This is a genomic window from Cupriavidus sp. 05T41 (assembly GCF_056396525.1).
The window spans coordinates 66348-81020 of sequence record NZ_JBFTLQ010000009.1 but is presented as its reverse complement, the minus strand read 5'-3'; the positions used below and the strand labels follow the sequence as shown (position 1 = coordinate 81020).

12 protein-coding genes and 1 pseudogene are annotated in these 14673 nt (G+C 61.5%); 6 read left to right on the top strand and 7 right to left on the bottom strand.

Features of this window, described 5'->3' with window-relative positions; all coding sequences use genetic code 11:
- The first annotated feature begins 88 nt into the window (after nucleotides 1-88).
- Nucleotides 89-1045, top strand: a complete 957-nt coding sequence (locus AC1DKV_RS07715) for an ATP-binding protein (protein WP_477137586.1) — start codon at nucleotides 89-91, stop codon at nucleotides 1043-1045.
- 6 nt (nucleotides 1046-1051) lie between these two features.
- Nucleotides 1052-2740: an IS1634 family transposase gene (locus tag AC1DKV_RS07710; RefSeq protein WP_477137551.1), complete on the top strand. Its 1689-nt coding sequence runs from the start codon at nucleotides 1052-1054 to the stop codon at nucleotides 2738-2740.
- An 82-nt stretch (nucleotides 2741-2822) separates the two neighbouring features.
- On the opposite strand, the gene AC1DKV_RS07705 is transcribed toward AC1DKV_RS07710, so the two are convergent.
- The 7 genes and pseudogenes from AC1DKV_RS07705 to AC1DKV_RS07675 all read right to left on the bottom strand — a co-directional run bounded on the left by AC1DKV_RS07705 (nucleotide 2823) and on the right by AC1DKV_RS07675 (nucleotide 9490).
- On the bottom strand, nucleotides 2823-3698 hold the full coding sequence (locus AC1DKV_RS07705) for a hypothetical protein (protein ID WP_477137550.1): 876 nt from the start codon (nucleotides 3696-3698) through the stop codon (nucleotides 2823-2825).
- A gap of 103 nt (nucleotides 3699-3801) precedes the next feature.
- Nucleotides 3802-4062, bottom strand: a complete 261-nt coding sequence (locus AC1DKV_RS07700) for a hypothetical protein (RefSeq protein WP_477137585.1) — start codon at nucleotides 4060-4062, stop codon at nucleotides 3802-3804.
- Between the two features lie 301 nt (nucleotides 4063-4363).
- Nucleotides 4364-4534 (bottom strand): annotated as a pseudogene (locus AC1DKV_RS07695) (integrase); the annotation flags it as partial.
- 85 nt (nucleotides 4535-4619) lie between these two features.
- Nucleotides 4620-5927 carry an NAD(P)/FAD-dependent oxidoreductase gene (locus AC1DKV_RS07690; RefSeq protein WP_477137549.1) on the bottom strand — a complete coding sequence of 436 codons (1308 nt, stop codon included), beginning with the start codon at nucleotides 5925-5927 and terminating at the stop codon, nucleotides 4620-4622.
- A complete protein-coding gene (locus tag AC1DKV_RS07685) occupies nucleotides 5924-6556 on the bottom strand; it encodes an HAD family hydrolase (RefSeq protein WP_477103828.1) in 633 nt (210 codons plus the stop codon). Before AC1DKV_RS07685 ends, AC1DKV_RS07690 begins: the two co-directional genes overlap by 4 nt.
- A 454-nt stretch (nucleotides 6557-7010) precedes the next feature.
- Nucleotides 7011-8294 (bottom strand): MFS transporter, encoded by a 1284-nt coding sequence (locus AC1DKV_RS07680; RefSeq protein ID WP_477137548.1) that lies wholly within the window; start codon nucleotides 8292-8294, stop codon nucleotides 7011-7013.
- Between the two features lie 209 nt (nucleotides 8295-8503).
- A complete protein-coding gene (locus AC1DKV_RS07675; RefSeq protein ID WP_477137547.1) occupies nucleotides 8504-9490 on the bottom strand; it encodes an alpha/beta fold hydrolase in 987 nt (328 codons plus the stop codon).
- Between the two features lie 158 nt (nucleotides 9491-9648).
- Here AC1DKV_RS07675 and AC1DKV_RS07670 point away from each other — a divergent pair, with 158 nt between their 5' ends.
- The 4 genes from AC1DKV_RS07670 (at nucleotide 9649) to AC1DKV_RS07655 (ending at nucleotide 14610) form a co-directional block, all read left to right on the top strand.
- Nucleotides 9649-10683, top strand: a complete 1035-nt coding sequence (locus tag AC1DKV_RS07670; protein WP_477137546.1) for an AraC family transcriptional regulator — start codon at nucleotides 9649-9651, stop codon at nucleotides 10681-10683.
- 359 nt (nucleotides 10684-11042) lie between these two features.
- Nucleotides 11043-12005, top strand: a complete 963-nt coding sequence (locus AC1DKV_RS07665) for a TauD/TfdA dioxygenase family protein (RefSeq protein ID WP_477137545.1) — start codon at nucleotides 11043-11045, stop codon at nucleotides 12003-12005.
- Between the two features lie 112 nt (nucleotides 12006-12117).
- Nucleotides 12118-12594, top strand: a complete 477-nt coding sequence (locus AC1DKV_RS07660; protein WP_477137544.1) for a 2,4'-dihydroxyacetophenone dioxygenase family protein — start codon at nucleotides 12118-12120, stop codon at nucleotides 12592-12594.
- A gap of 333 nt (nucleotides 12595-12927) precedes the next feature.
- Nucleotides 12928-14610 carry a 3-(methylthio)propionyl-CoA ligase gene (locus AC1DKV_RS07655; protein ID WP_477103822.1) on the top strand — a complete coding sequence of 561 codons (1683 nt, stop codon included), beginning with the start codon at nucleotides 12928-12930 and terminating at the stop codon, nucleotides 14608-14610.
- Nucleotides 14611-14673: the final 63 nt, after the last annotated feature.

Below are 14673 nucleotides of genomic sequence, written 5' to 3'. Positions count from 1 at the left end.
CGCGAATGTCTTGGCTAAACCTGTCCCCTAGAGAGCGCGAATGCGGCTGCAATCTGTTTCGATCCGAAATTTCCGATGCTAGGTCGAGATCCACGTCACGAAGCCCAAAGAGGACAGCAAGCGCATCTGGGACCAGATCGAACCGCATCTGCCTCTCTTCGCGCTGTTTCAGAGCGATCGCAGCAGCCGGGATTCGGATGGCGAGGTGCAGAATCCAATGAAAGCCGCTGTCGCCGCTGCGATCGCGGAAGTGCAGGACGACATCGAACGCATTCAGTTGAAGGTGCGTGAAAAAGCTGAACAAATCGCCAGAACCACACACGAAGCACTGAGGACCATCGATCCGAATCTTGCCAGGGAACTGACACCTMAATTTGCACCRCCKACGGCATCCAAATGGACCGGCCTCTTCTCCGTAAGTCTCGATACTGATGACGGCATTGCGCTGAACAAGCGTGGCAGCGGGGTTCGCCGCCTCATTTTGGTTAGCTTCTTCAAAGCCGAGGCAGTACGCAGACTGCGCAGTGGCACCACTCGCAATATCATTTATGCGATMGAGGAGCCTGAGACGGCCCAGCGACCCAACAACCAGCGCATTCTCATCGAGTCGTTCAAGGCCCTAGCAAGTGAACCGGGGTGCGAGATCATTCTCACCACCCATAGCCCAGGTTTTGCTTCCGAACTGCCCACGGAAAGTATCCGTTTCGTGACGCGCAACGACGGTTTGAATCCGCGGATCCAGGCAGGTGCGGACGTCTTTGGCAACGTCGCAGAGACGCTCGGTGTCGTCCCACGCGGTTCCAGCGGACCACCGAAGGACGATCGGACAGATCGGACCGACCACATCACGGAAACGGGTCTGCCTGATAGAGTACGTGGGACGATTCCGAGTAGTCTCGACTCGKGTGCGAAACCGCCCTGCGGAAAAGCGCGCCCAGCTAGCCCTACTTTCGCATGGTCGGTGTTGTTCCGCGGCGGCGCCGAGTCGGAATGCCGCGTAGATACTKGATTTCGCTTGATTCTCTGGTTCGGAGATGCTACATGAAAGAACATGCACATCTTCGAACGAGAAGTCAACGGGCATCGCTACCGTATTGCCGCGCAGTCGGTGTGGGACGCGGAGCGGGGCCGTTCCGTCGCGCGCCAAGTCGTGCTGGGACCGGCCGAGCCGCCGCGAGTTGCTGATCTGAGCGCGACCCAGACGGTGGGCACGCGCGGGGTCGGCGACGTCGGAGCCTTGATCTGGGTGGCCGAGCAGCTGGACTTGGTCGGGCAGATTGATCGCGCGTGCGTAGGGGTTGGCGCCAAGGATGGCCCGTCGGTGGGTGAGTTGGCGGTGGCTGTGGCGATTCAGCGTGCGTGTGCGCCGGGACCCAAGTGCGAGCTGGGTGATTTTCTGGACGCGAGTTTGCCGCGGCTGTCGTGTTTGCCGGGGTCCGCGTTCACCGGTCAGGCCTTTCATCGCGTCGCGCAGCAGGTGACCGATGAGCAGTTGGAGCAGGCTCAGGTGGCCATCGCGAAGGCCGCGGTGGCCCGCTTCGAGCTGTCCGCCGACGTGCTCGCGTTCGATACGACCAACTTCGATACCCACATCGACACGCAGACGCCCGGCGAACTGGCCCGGCGAGGTCACGCCAAGAGCAAGAGAAGCGACCTGCGTGTCGTCGGGCTTGGCGTCCTGGTCAGCGAGACGGGGCATGTGCCGTTGTTGTATCGGGCGTATCCCGGCAACGGCTCGGACCAGGCCGTGCTCGCGGCCTGCCTGGGTGGATTGGCGCAGTTGCACGAGGCACTCGACAGTGGTGAGGGCCGCGAGCGGCCGGCGCAGCGCACGGTGGTACGAGACGGCGGGTTCTGGAGCCCGCAACTGGAACTCGATCTCGATGCCGCCGGCTACCACAGCCTCATCTCGTTGCCACTGGGGCACAAGGCCGCAGAGGAGGCGCTGCAGATGGCGGCGCAGCGCGGCGCGATGAAGCCGCTGTCGGGAAAGCTCAGCGACGTGCGGGCGGCGCGAGTTCGGACCACGGTCGGCGAGTTGGACCGCACGCTCGTCGTGGTGGAGAGCCAGGAGTTGCTGGCGGGCCAGAAACGCGGGATCGCGGTGGCGCTGCGCAAAGCGAAGGTGGAACTGAACACGCTGGAGGGGTTGATCGAAAAGGGCCGCATCACGCGCAGCCGGCTGGAGCTGCGGGTCAAGAAGGCGCTCGCTCGGGAACACCTGTCKAGCTTCGTCGCGACCACCATCGCCGGCAGCGAAGCGGTACCGACCTTGCATTGGCACGTCGATGCCACGTTGCGCCGCGAACTGGAGAGAACGCGGCTGGGCAGGCGGGTGCTGTGTACGGATCGGCACAACTGGAGCACCGGGCGAATCGTTTCCGCCTTCCGAGGACAGTGGAACGTCGAGGAGCTGTTCCGCAGGGMGAAGAAAGGCGGCGTGGTTCCCTGGGGACCGTCACACCAGTGGGCCGATGGATCGTTGCGTCTGCATACCTTCGCGACGGTGCTTGGCCTGATGCTCGTGAGCTTGGCGCGGATGGCGCTGAGGACCGACGCATCGGCGCGCCGGATGATGGAAGGACTGGCCGAGATCAAGGTGACGCTGGTGAAGACGAAGACCGGGGCAGCGGGACGACGGCCAACGGCGATGCTGGCACCGGACCTCACGTCCGAGCAGCGCCGCGCCGTGAAGGTCTTCGAGTTGCAGAGGTGGGCACCACCATTATTTCATGTATGACATCCGAGCCCATTCAGTCATGATTCACGGGCCAAGAGCCGCCGATCCAGCCTTGCTTTGCGAAAGTAGGGCTAGCGCCTGGTCAAGGCAGCCTTGATTGCGTGTCCTCGACTGGCACAATGTCCGTTGTCTCGACGCGTTGGGTCCGGTCGCTCTGACGTACGTCTGTACGCAGAACAAAATCCTCGCTCGGACAATACCAATCAGTGATCTGGCTGATCGCTGACCTGGCCGTACCAACTTCACCCAGGAACTCCATGGACCCGAGCGACGTACGCTTCTCGTAGGTAATTGGAAAGCACGCCTTGGGACCAAATGCGGTTTCGATCAACTCGCTTCGTCCTACTCGGCGCGGGCCAATTGAGACCGTGGCCGCTGGCGCATGGAGTTCGGCAAACTCCACGCCTGAGTCGCGAGCGTAGATCTTGAGCGAAACGCTGGACCTGATTTCCGCGCCGTCGAGCAACAAGCCTTCATGGAACTGGACACCCGCATAGCTGACAATCCCACTCGCTATGGACTCTGAGGTTCCGTAGGCACGGGCATAGTACCCCGACGCGTTGATTTCCCCGCGCGTTTGAATCTGAACCGCCGKAGAGGCGCCAAGGGGGGAAACGGCTACCCAGTTTCGCTGGTCTGTAAGGATCGGCGGCTCCAGCATTGCGGCTAGCGCGGTCTTCGAATGAATTTCGATGAGCGCGGCGCATCCTGATGGATCGCTGGTCTGTGGATGCTGGACGGTGGTGATGGACATGGGCATCTCACCGTCTGCCTCCATCTGGACTCTTGCCCCGGCGCGAGACCACATCTTTCCGCGGCAGTTCTCCATGGCTTGCGCCGGGTCAACCTTGGCCGTAGATGAGACGGCCAATTTTTCGGGCGAAACACAGGCAGCCTGCGCAACAATGAAGCCAACTGCTACCAATGCCCGCATCTCGGCCTTCCGATCAGCATTCATGCGCGCACCCTTTCCTGCCTGGGGATGCAGTATCTAGCGCGGCAGCGCCCATCGCGCAGCGGAGGTCGGAGCGAGAGTCAATGCGCTGGCGCGTTAGTGGATTTCATTTGGATTTCGCTCCATCAGTGTAAGGGTCCGGCTTGCCGGTACGCGCACCATCGGTATAGGGGTCAGGTTTGCCTGACTTTGCTCCGCTGGTGTATGGATCAACCTTGGATCCTTCCTTATTCAGGTCTTCCTTAGTCGACTTCTTCGCGCCTTCGGTATACGGGTCAAACTTGCCGGATTTCGCCCCCTGCGTGTAGGGGTCCACATTTMGCGCACCATCTGTATAGGGATCCGGCTTCTTCGTTCCCTGCGCCATGGCGACGCCTGCCACCAAGGTAAGCACGGTAAAAGACAAGTAAGCGTGTTTCATAGTTGTACTCCCTTCTTGAAATTTTTCCCTGTCAGTAACCTACTGCAGGTAACTTATGATGGCACTGCGATGCGCCATGTCAAGGAATGACTGCTGCCAGACAGGATGGCTTTGTGTATCACGGCCATCACTTGGCATGAGCTGTTAGGTCAATCCCCTTGACTTCGATTTCCGCAGGGAATATGTGGTTTTTCGCTCGCTTCAGAAATTTTCACCAGACCCCTTTTTTGGACCTGMCCGGCGGCATGGCATGGAGGGCGCGATTAAGTTGCCGGATGCTGAGGGGCTCGATGGGATTGAGGCCCGGGAACAGCCAGCCTCGGTCGACCATCTTGCCCTTGGCGTGGGCGACGCGCCCCCAGACGCGCAGTCGTTCGAGCAGCGCCGGCGAGAGCGTGGTGTAGCGGTCCTTGCGGCCCGAGGCTCCCCGCATTCAGTACCGGTCAGAAGTGGAAGAAGCCGGCTTCTCGGGCCGGGCCGATTCGGCCCGGATGGCGCGACGCTCAATGCAGCCGCGTCCCGGCAGCCAGCAAGCGTTCCAGCCCCTGKGCCAGCGTCACGCCTAGCGCGCGTCCCCAGCCGTGGATGGCGAGCACGTGCCGACGGTAGACGGCGTGGTGTAGCAGGGCGGCGAACCTGCCCTCGACATGCCAGCCACTGTCCTTGCCCGGTGCCGCCAGGTTGGCGATGGCGCTGCTTCCAGCCAAGGAGACCAGCGAGCCATAGTCGCGATAGCGGAACCCCGCCGTGTGCTTGCCGGCCAAGCGCCGTGGTAACGCCTGCGAAAGATACAGCGCTTGCTGATACGCAACCTGCGCACGCGTAGGGAGCTCGGCATCTAGCTCCTGGGGCCGGCAACTGGCGCAGTCGCCGATCGCGTAGACATGCTCGTCCTCGACGCTCTGCAGGTTGGGCAGCACGCGGATCTGCCCTTTGGCATTGACTGGCAGCCCAAAGCTGGCCAGCATGCTCGGCGCGGCTATGCCGGCCGCCCACACCACCACGTCCGCCTGCATCGGCGGCTGGCCGGCGATGGTCAGACCGCTTCCGCTCACGGAGGTCACGCGGGCGCTGCAATCGACGCGGATGTTCAGCCGCGCGAGCTGCTCGCCGACGCGATCCGCGATCCGGGTTCCCAGACCGGGGAGAACTGCGGAGGAGGCCTCGATCAGGCAAATGTCCACACCGGTCATCGGGTCAAGTCGATGGACGCCATAGCGATTAAGCACGTTGGAGGTGCGGCGCAACTGCGCAGCGAGCTGCACGCCGGTCGCGCCCGCTCCGACAATGGCTACGCGGACCGTTTCCGTGGGCGCGTGCGGCTGGGCATCGGTCTGCGCGGTCCTGCGGCGCAAGGCGGTGAACACACGGTCGCGCACCTGCTCCGCGCTGCTCACACTGTCCAGCGTCAGGGCGTGTTCAYGCGCGCCGGGCACACCGAAATACTGCGTMACGCCGCCTACAGCCAGCACCAGCTTGTCGTAGCCGATGGACTGGATCTGTCCGTCCTCGCCATGGCCTGTGCCAATAGGTGCCACAGAGATGGTTCGGTTGATGCGATCCACCGCCTGCAGGTCGCCCTGCACGTAGCGGAACCCGTGGCGCTCGGCCTGCAGCGCGAAAGGCGTATGGTGCACCACGGGCTCGAGCCTGCCCGCGGCCACTTCATGCAGCAGAGGCTTCCACAGGTGCGTGGGGCTGCGGTCGACCAGCACGATCTCGGCGTGCCCTCGCTTGCCTAGCMGCCTGGCGAGACGGGTGGCTAGCTGCAGTCCGGCGGCGCCGCCGCCCACKATCACAATGGCTCTCATGCGAACCTCCGGGGTTGTTGTCTTGTTGCAGCGTGCGCATCGGGTTGCCGCTGGCCGGTCACGCTGCATTCCAGCGCGTGAAAGTCTGGCCAGACGGCATCAGGGGAGCCGCACAGCACGGTCGATCCGCCTGTCTGGCGCGGCGCATCGTCATAGGCTGGCCGAACAGCGGCGGTGTGCATGCCGACGGCTTGGGCGGCGCGCAGGCTGCTCTGCGTGGCCCCGACCAGCAAAGCGCGGTGCGCCGGCACATTGGCAGTGTGCAGGATCAGCCGGTAGAGCTCGATCTCGGTTTCCCGGGGTAACAGCGCATCCGCCGTGGCGATGACCGCAAAGCGATCCATCCAGTTAGGCCCGATGGCGCCATCGAGCAGGACGCGCAGCTTGCGCGAAGAGATAGGCGCGGCAAGCGCCAGCCGCACGCCATCCAGCTCCGCGCTTCGCATGAGCTGCAATGCCTGGCTGCGGATTTCCATTGACTGGCCGGCGCGCGCTTCGGTGCAGGCATCCTCATGCCAGCGGATTAGGGGGGCGCGATCTCGCGATGCTGCGCAAGCGCCGGCCTTGCGCGATTCGTCCGCGCGGATGAGTACGTCGTCCAGGGTGAGCACCAGCAATTCCAGCGACATTTTCGGTCTCCATTTGCACTGCATTTCAATACGCGGACGCGATTGCGTTGCCGGTCAGGGCACCATGAGGTAGCCGCTTCATATTGAAAACTCATTAATTTGTTGCCGTCGATGCTGGCGGCCTTCACGGTAGACCAACCCGGACGTCAAGATCAGGCTCCACGTGGGTAACAGCGAGGAGATCGTACAGATGCGGCATTTGATGTTTCCTGCTTGCCCGGTCATGAGGCGGGACGTCGCAGGAAATTGCTGCCGGAAAGTTCAGAGCGCKGGACTGGATGGACGTGTATTGAGGCTTGCAGATTTGTAGACGGCACTGAATAGCCACCGTCATTCCCGGGAAAGCGGAAATCCAGCTTCTTTGAACGTAACTGGATCACCACTTTTCATGGTGACGACTATTACCGTTGTCCTGAAACTGCCAAGCGTCAATAGGAATGTCGGCAGCCTTGTGTCATCGCTCTCCACGCAGATGACGCACGCCAATCAGCAAGACGACAGCGGACGCGACACTGGCGAGTGGCAATAGTTGCAAAGCGGACGCCAGACCCAGTCGGTCGGCCAATGCTCCCGTCACAAAGGAACCTGGCGCCAGCCCAAGAATGTTGTAGGCTAAGGCAAGCGTTGCCATGGCGGTACTGTGAATCGCCTTGGGCGTCAGATTCGCAACCATCGCGCCGGTCGGGCCAATAATGCCAGCGCTGAAGAACATCGCCGATGCGATGAGCGTAAGTTGAGCGGAACCGGCAGGCAACTGAAATGCCGCGAACAGCAATGCTCCGCAGGCCAGGTTATAGCTGATCGCCAAGAGGATTTTCCGTCGTGGCGAACCACGTCCCAGGCGATCGGACAGTGCGCCGCACAAGGGCATGCCACATGCGCCGCAAAGGACAAAGACCGCGGCGACGCCGCCCGCCCGGCTCAGTGGCATGTCATAGACGCGATTCAGGAAGCTCGGCAGCCAGGCAAGCAGGCCACCATTGATGAATAGCTGCAGCCCGCTGCCGATATAGACGCAGATCAACACCGGGGAGGAGAACAGGTCCCTCAGCACATGCCTGACGCGGACGGTGGCTAGCGATTCGGTTTGTCCACTGCCGGTTGATTGACCTTGCTCCCCTTCGATCCGCGACGACTTGGCCACGATCATATAGAGCAGGGTCAGCACGATGCCAAAGATCGCCATGCCAACGAACGCACTCCGCCAGCCGAACTGGCTTGCCAGTGAACCGCCGAGCCCGATCCCCATTACCGAGCCGACCATGCTGCCGGCCATAAATGCACCAGCTACCGTGGAGGTGTACCGGGGCGGAAACATGCTGATGAGGATGGCCACGCCAACGCTGGCGTAAGCGGCTTCGCCGACACCGACCAGAAAGCGCGCTGATAGCAACGTGTAATAGTTGGGCGACAAGCCGCAGAGCAAGGTCGCGATGCTCCAGATCGCCGCCATGGTGGTCACGCTGCGTACACGACCCCATCGGTCGGCCGCAAGCKAGAGTGGGAACGCCAGGATGCCAACAGCCAGCGAGACAATGCCGCTGAGCGCCCCKAGCTGAGTGTCGGACAGACCCCACTCCGCCTTTATTTGCGGAAAGACGGCGTTGAGCACCTGCCGCGACATATAGTCGGACAAAAGCAGTCCGAATGTCAGCGCAAAAATGACCCATGCATAGCCGCGAATGGATCGCGGCTGCGCACCGTCAGAGCATGCAGTTTCTTGAATAGTCAGTGCCACAGTTTTGTCTCCAATCTTTGCTGCTGCTAATATCATCAGTGCGCAGCTTTCTCTTTGCTTCTGGTGTCCGCGGCGGCGAACGCCTGGCTCTACCATAGCCGCTAGATTCACCCTACGCGGGCTCTCAGGGAAAGTGAAACTTGCCCTCTGCTCAAGCCGCCATGTCGCTGGACGTCCGGTCCGAACGTCGCAGCCGAACCACGTGGACGCTAACCCCCGAACTGCCCGAGAAATTCCAGCAGCAATTCGTTGACTTGATCAACGCGTTCTTCTGCCGCGGCATGGCCCACGCCGGGGAGMATCACCTTCTTCTGCAGTCCGGGTAGGTAGGCCTCGAGGCGATCGTAGAGACCRCGGATTTCGACCGGTTCGAGGGAAGGATCGGCAGCGCCACCGATGAACAGGCTAGGCTGGCGCACCACCGCGCCGTCCAGGAACGCCGTGATTTCCCAGTTCCGGTCGCGGCAGCGGTAGTAGTTCAGGGCACCGGTAAAGCCTGTGCGCGTGTATTCATCGACGTAGTAGTMGATTGCCCGTGCGCTCAACCACGACGGGAACTCCTTCGGCTCAGTGAAGGCGTTGAGAATGGGCTCACCGGGTTCGACGAACAGGCGCCAGCGTTCGGCGCCGACGGCGCTGCCGGAAACCGAGTAGAAGATGCTGCGCAAGGTCTTKCCCGGATCGCAGGCCAACTCGCGATCCGGCTTGCCGATCTGTTGGAAGTACAGGTGGTGATACACCCTGCCTTTTGCCATTTCCCGCAAGCCGACGGTCGGTCTGACCTTGCCGCGCGGTGGCACCGGCGTATTCAGCATCACGAGGCCGCGGAACAGGTCGGGCCGCAGCATGGCCGCCGCCTGAGCCACCCATGCGCCCAGGTCGTGTCCGATGATCACCGCGGACGTTTCACCCAGGGCCGCCATCAAGCCAACCATGTCGCCGACTGCCTGACTCATGTCGTAGGCTTCAATGGCATCTGGCCGATCGGTTTGCCCAAATCCCCGTTGATCGGGGACGACGACCCGAAAGCCGGCCGCGGCCAACGCCGGGATCTGACGCCGCCACATGTACCACAGGTAGGGAAAGCCATGCAGCAGAATGACGAGGGGGCCCCGCCCCTCGTCGATGTAATGCATGCGTATGCCGTTGACGTCGGCAAAGCAGTGGTTAAATGCTTCGGGGTCGTCGGCGTCCACTTGCCTGAATGCGGCCTCCGTCCGTCCGATGTGCGTTACAGCGCTTGCGTCCATTGTCTACCTCCATCTTTTCAAGATCTCGKCCTCTAAGGTAGTCCTGATAGGCTGATCTGCGCTAACCTTGTCAGGACATAACCTTGTGAAATTGGGACAGGTACATGAATACCCTGACGCGAAGTGCCAGCCTTACCGACTATGAGCACGTGGCGCGCTCCGTGGGGCTTGATCCCTTTCGTATGCTGCGCATGGCCAAGCTGCCGGCCAAGGTCCTCGACGATCCGAATGTGATGATTAGTGCCGATTCGGTGGGATGGCTGCTGGAGGAGTCGGCCCGGCTGTCTGGCCAGGAGGCCTTCGGACTGTTGCTCGCGGAAACGAGAAGCCTGGCCAACCTGGGCATGCTGGCGCTGGCGATCCGCGAAGAGCCAACGCTGCGCGCAGCCATGCAGTCTTGCGTCCGCTATATGCGACTGCACAACGCCGGCGTGCAATTGCGGCTTGACGACGCAGGCGACGTCGTTCGGCTGCATGTGGGCGTGAATATGCAGGGTCATGGTGCCTGGCGCCAGGCTATCGAAATGTCGACCGGTATTGCATTGCGGATGTTTCGCATGCTGACCCGCAATACCTTCCGGCCGGMAAGGATCAGTTTCACCCACGAGCGGCCCGCCAGCCTTGCAGTGCACCGGCGCGTGCTGGGCACGGCGATCGAGTTTTCCCAGGAATGCAATGCCATCGTCTGCTGCGGGCGCKATCTGGATCTGCCCATCCCTGCAGCAGACCCGACGCTGAATCGCGAGGTGAAGCGATGGCTGGACGTGCAGTTGGCCAGCCTGCGCGACGAGCCGGTGCAGCGGGCGCGCCAGATCGTCAGGATGCTGCTGCCAAGCGGACTGTGTTCCGTCGATCGGGTTGCCCAGCATCTTGGCATGCATCGACGCACCCTGAACCGGCATCTCGCAGCGGAGGGTGAAAGTGTCGCAACGATCATCAATGCGGTACGCGCTGAACTCGCCAAGGAGTATCTGGCCAACAGCAAGCGCAAGCTGTATGAAGTTGCCGAACTTCTCGGCTTTGCCTCTGCCAGTGATTTTTCGCGCTGGTTCCGCGGCCAGTTTGGCAAGACACCCTCGGAGTGGACCGCCCACTACCGGCCGAGCAAGGCGGCAGCCGGACCGCTCTCACATAAGTAAGCAGGCAGCTTCGGGGCCGGCTCGCGCGCCCCTGCGTCATCCGGCCGGCCGCACTGCCTGAACCAGCCGCGCCCTACACGTTCCTGGCGTTCCCCACCCGATGCCACGATCGCCGGCATTGTCGCCCTGACTGCACGAGAGCGTTGTCGCTACCCGCTTCCAGCTAAGCGGTTCGGCCTCGTGTCCCAATTTGCCTAGAAATTGTCCTGCAATGCCTATGGCGTTGCGGCCGTATTCTCTATTATGAATCCCGTGGCAGCGACGAAACGATGCCCCTGCCCTGTTKACAGGGGCCAGCTACATCTGCMGGACGCGCATACGCACGCCGYCGCACAAGCACAGACTGGAGACAACATTCAATGACAGCAAGCGCCGTAACTCAAGACACGACTTCAAACGCCAAGCCCATGGCACCGGCCATTATCCGGCCATCGGTGCGGCGGCATTCCATCAAGGTGGAGCTTTGCACGCCTGCCATCGGCGCCGATCTCAGCAATATCAGCCTGGCGGATGCCGCGCTGGATCCTGACGCCATTGCCGAAATCCGGGCGCTATGGCTCAAGCATAAAGTCCTGTTCTTTCGGGATCAGAACATCTCGCCGATGGAGCAACAGAACTTCGCCGCACAATTCGGCGAACTGGAAGCCCATCCCTTCGCTCCGAGCCATCCGGAGGCGGACAAGCTGCTGATGCTGTACCGCAATCTCGACCCGAGCAAGCCCAAGGGCTTCGTCGAAAAGGCCAGCCGCGAAAACGCCTGGCATGCCGATCTCACCTACAAGAAGGTGCCGGCCCGCGGCGCGGTGTTGCGCTGCGAACTTKGTCCGGACACCGGCGGCGACACCATGTGGTCCAACATGGCGATGGCCTATGCAAAACTGCCCGACACCATCAAGCAACGGATCGCTGGCCTGTACGCCAAGCACAGTGCCGAGCACAGCTTTGGCGCCCAGATGCCGATCGAAGAACGTCTCGCGATGGCCGCGAAGAGCCCCGCCGTCGAGCACCCGGTGGTGCTCACCCATCCTGAGACGGGCGAAAAGGTGTTGTTCGTCAACTCGTTGCTCACGACCCATTTCTCGAATTTCCTCAACTTCGAGGACATCCGCTACGGCCAGGACTTCATGCCGGAAGCTCATCATCTGATGAACTATCTGACCTCTCAGGCCGCGATTCCGGAATACCAGGTACGTCTGAAGTGGAGAACCAACACGGTTGCCATGTGGGACAACCTGCAGGTTCAGCACTACGCAGTGGCGGACTACGGCAATGCGCCAAGAAAGATGCTGCGCGCCACCCTCGCGGGCACCCCGCTGGCCTGAGCCGAGCGGTTCCCTCTGGTGAATTCAKGGCATCCGCCCATCAGAGACGGGCAGCCCTGTCAGTTCACCAAGTTTTGACCTCAAGACCATAAGCAAACCAATGGAGACAACTATGCTCTACKAACACGTCGACACCGCAGTCATCGATGGCGAATCGCTGCCGTGGGTACCTTTTACCCCGTATGCAGAAAACGTCCTGATGAAGTATTTMAAGCTTGACCCGATCCGGGGTGAAATCATCGTACTGATGAAGGCGCCGCTCGACATGCAATTGCCMAGGCACCACCACACCGGTACGGTCATGGTCTACACAATMGAAGGCAAGTGGAAATACAAGGAGCACGACTGGGTCGCCGGGCCCGGCAGCGTCGTGTACGAGACCGCCGCCTCCACCCACACGCCTGAAGTCGTCACGGAAGGCGGAGACGGATATATGGTCGTACTGGTGCAGATGACCGGCGATCTCGCGTTCCTCGACGAGAACAACAACATCGTCGCCCTCGAAAACTGGAAGACCGCGCTGCAGCGCTATCTTGCCTATTGCGAGCAGCATGACATCAAGCCGAAGGACCTCACGGCCTTCAACTGATCTGGATTTCACGGGGACGCCCGAAATCCCCTCGGGTCCCCGTGTCATTMCGTGCGTCGCCCGCAAGGCGCAACAGAYGGTCCGGCGATAGACTCCGACACCACGCCGAGTCATCGCTGTACATAGGCGCCGATAGGATGGCTGCGTGCACCGAGCACGCAGCTCATTCCGCATCGCGATCTCTCCCGCCGCCAGAGCCGTCACCTGTCGCAAAGACCCAGGAGAGGGGAAACACGCACACGGTCTCGGTTCGCGCCTTGAAGCGGAACCCGACAGAGGGGTACGGCCATCTGCTCGCTCCCCGATCGCAGACATTACGAACGGAACGATGCCATGAATGGCTTGATGATGCAAAAGCAGTTGTTGATCTCCTCACTCATTGTGCATGCCGACCGCCATCACGGCGATACGGAGATCGTGTCCCGGCGGGTGGAGGGCGATATCCATCGCTACACCTTCCGTGACTGCCACCGTCGCGCGCGCCAGATGGCCAGCGCGCTGACCAGCCTCGGTGTCAAGCCCTCCGATCGGATCGGCACGCTGGCATGGAATGGCTATCGCCACCTGGAGTTGTACTACGGCGTCTCCGGCATGGGTGCCATTCTGCATACCATCAACCCTCGCCTGCATGAAGACCAGGTCGCCTACATCGCGAATCACGCCGAAGACCAGTACATCTTTTTCGACCTGACCTTCCTGCCGCTGATCAAGGCCGTCGCCGGCCGCTGCGAGACGGTCAAGGCGTTCGTCGCCATGACCGATCGCGCCCACATGCCGAAGGACGCCGGCATTGACAATCTGCTGTGCTATGAAGATTTGGTCCAGCAGGGCTCGTCCGACTACGCTTGGCCGATCCTCGACGAGGACGCCGCCAGTACGCTCTGCTACACCTCTGGCACGACGGGCAACCCGAAAGGGGCCCTGTACAGCCATCGCTCATCGCTGCTGCACACCTATGCGGCCGCGCTGCCTGATGCGCTGAACTGTTCGGCGCGCGACGTGATCCTGCCAGTTGTGCCGATGTTCCATGTCAATGCCTGGGGACTTCCGTACATCGCGTGCATGGTCGGCGCCAAACTTGTATTCCCCGGACCGGCCTTGGACGGCAAGTCGCTATATGAACTGCTCGAAGCCGAGCAGGTTACGCTCTCCGCCGGCGTTCCGACTGTCTGGCAAGGCCTGCTTGGCCATCTTGAGGAAACAGGCCAGCAATTCTCGAGCATGAGACGCACCATCATTGGTGGTGCGGCCTGTACTCCGGCCATGTTGCGCAAGTTCCAGGAAACCTACGGCGTAGCGGTATTGCACGCCTGGGGGATGACTGAACTGAGCCCGATCGGAACCGTCGGCAGCATGAAGGCCAAGCACTTTGAGATGTCCCAGGAGAAGCGTTATGCCGTGCAATCCAAGCAAGGCCGTGCAGTGTTTGGCGTCGACATGAAGATCGTTGGCGCTGACGGCATGGAGTTGCCCTGGGACGGCGCGACTTCCGGTGACTTGTGGGTGCGTGGGCCATGGGTGGTGCGCGACTACTTCAGGAACGAGGGGGACGGTCCGCTGCAGGTGGATCACGAAGGGCAGGCATGGTTCCCGACCGGCGATGTGGCGACCATCGATGCCGATGGCTTCATGCAAATCACCGATCGCAGCAAGGACGTCATCAAGTCTGGGGGCGAGTGGATTGGCTCCATCGACCTCGAGAACATAGCCATGGCTCACCCTGCGGTATCCATGGCAGCGTGCATCGCAGCGCGCCACCCGAAGTGGGATGAGCGGCCGTTGCTCATCGTGGTCAGGAAAACAGGAAGCGAGCTTTCCCGCGAGCAGTTGCTTGGCTTCTACGAAGGGAAGATCGCGAAGTGGTGGACGCCGGACGATGTGGTTTTCATCGACAAGATCCCGCTGGGTGCCACAGGGAAGATTCTGAAGAATCAGTTGCGAGAGCGCTTCCGCGACTTCCTTATGGAGCCGGCGGAATGCAGCAGGACAATCTCACCGGCTTCGGCATCTCATTGAATCATCCGATCGGCACCAGGGGCGCTAGATGCCGTCACGGCCGGGCATGAGCTGCATCAAGTC